This window comes from Calderihabitans maritimus (assembly GCF_002207765.1).
GTDB classification, from domain to species: Bacteria; Bacillota; KKC1; order Calderihabitantales; family Calderihabitantaceae; genus Calderihabitans; species Calderihabitans maritimus.
This window is the reverse complement of record NZ_BDGJ01000006.1, coordinates 1-231: the sequence shown is the minus strand read 5'-3', so window position 1 is coordinate 231 and position 231 is coordinate 1. Positions and strand designations below refer to the sequence as shown.

The window sequence follows — 231 nt, the reverse complement described above, 5'->3', positions numbered from 1 at the left end:
TTCGCTTGCCGGCAATGTGGTATTGGTTCTAAGTACATACTTGCCGTCAAAGCGGGCTTCTTCGTTTATCCGGTCTTTATCAATCTGGACGGCACCATTTGAAACCGAAAGGAACTTTCGGTAAGCCGAGTTACTGATTAGGCTCTTTATACCACCGGTCTTGAGCTTTTGTTCGAGGTGCTCAAGAACTTGCTGCCGCACCTGAGCATCCCTTACGGCTTCCTGGGGGTT

Annotated in this window: 1 pseudogene; it reads right to left on the bottom strand. The window is 49.4% G+C overall.

The annotated features are described in order from the left end of the window. Positions 1-231 (bottom strand): annotated as a pseudogene (locus KKC1_RS16180) (IS1634 family transposase); the annotation flags it as partial.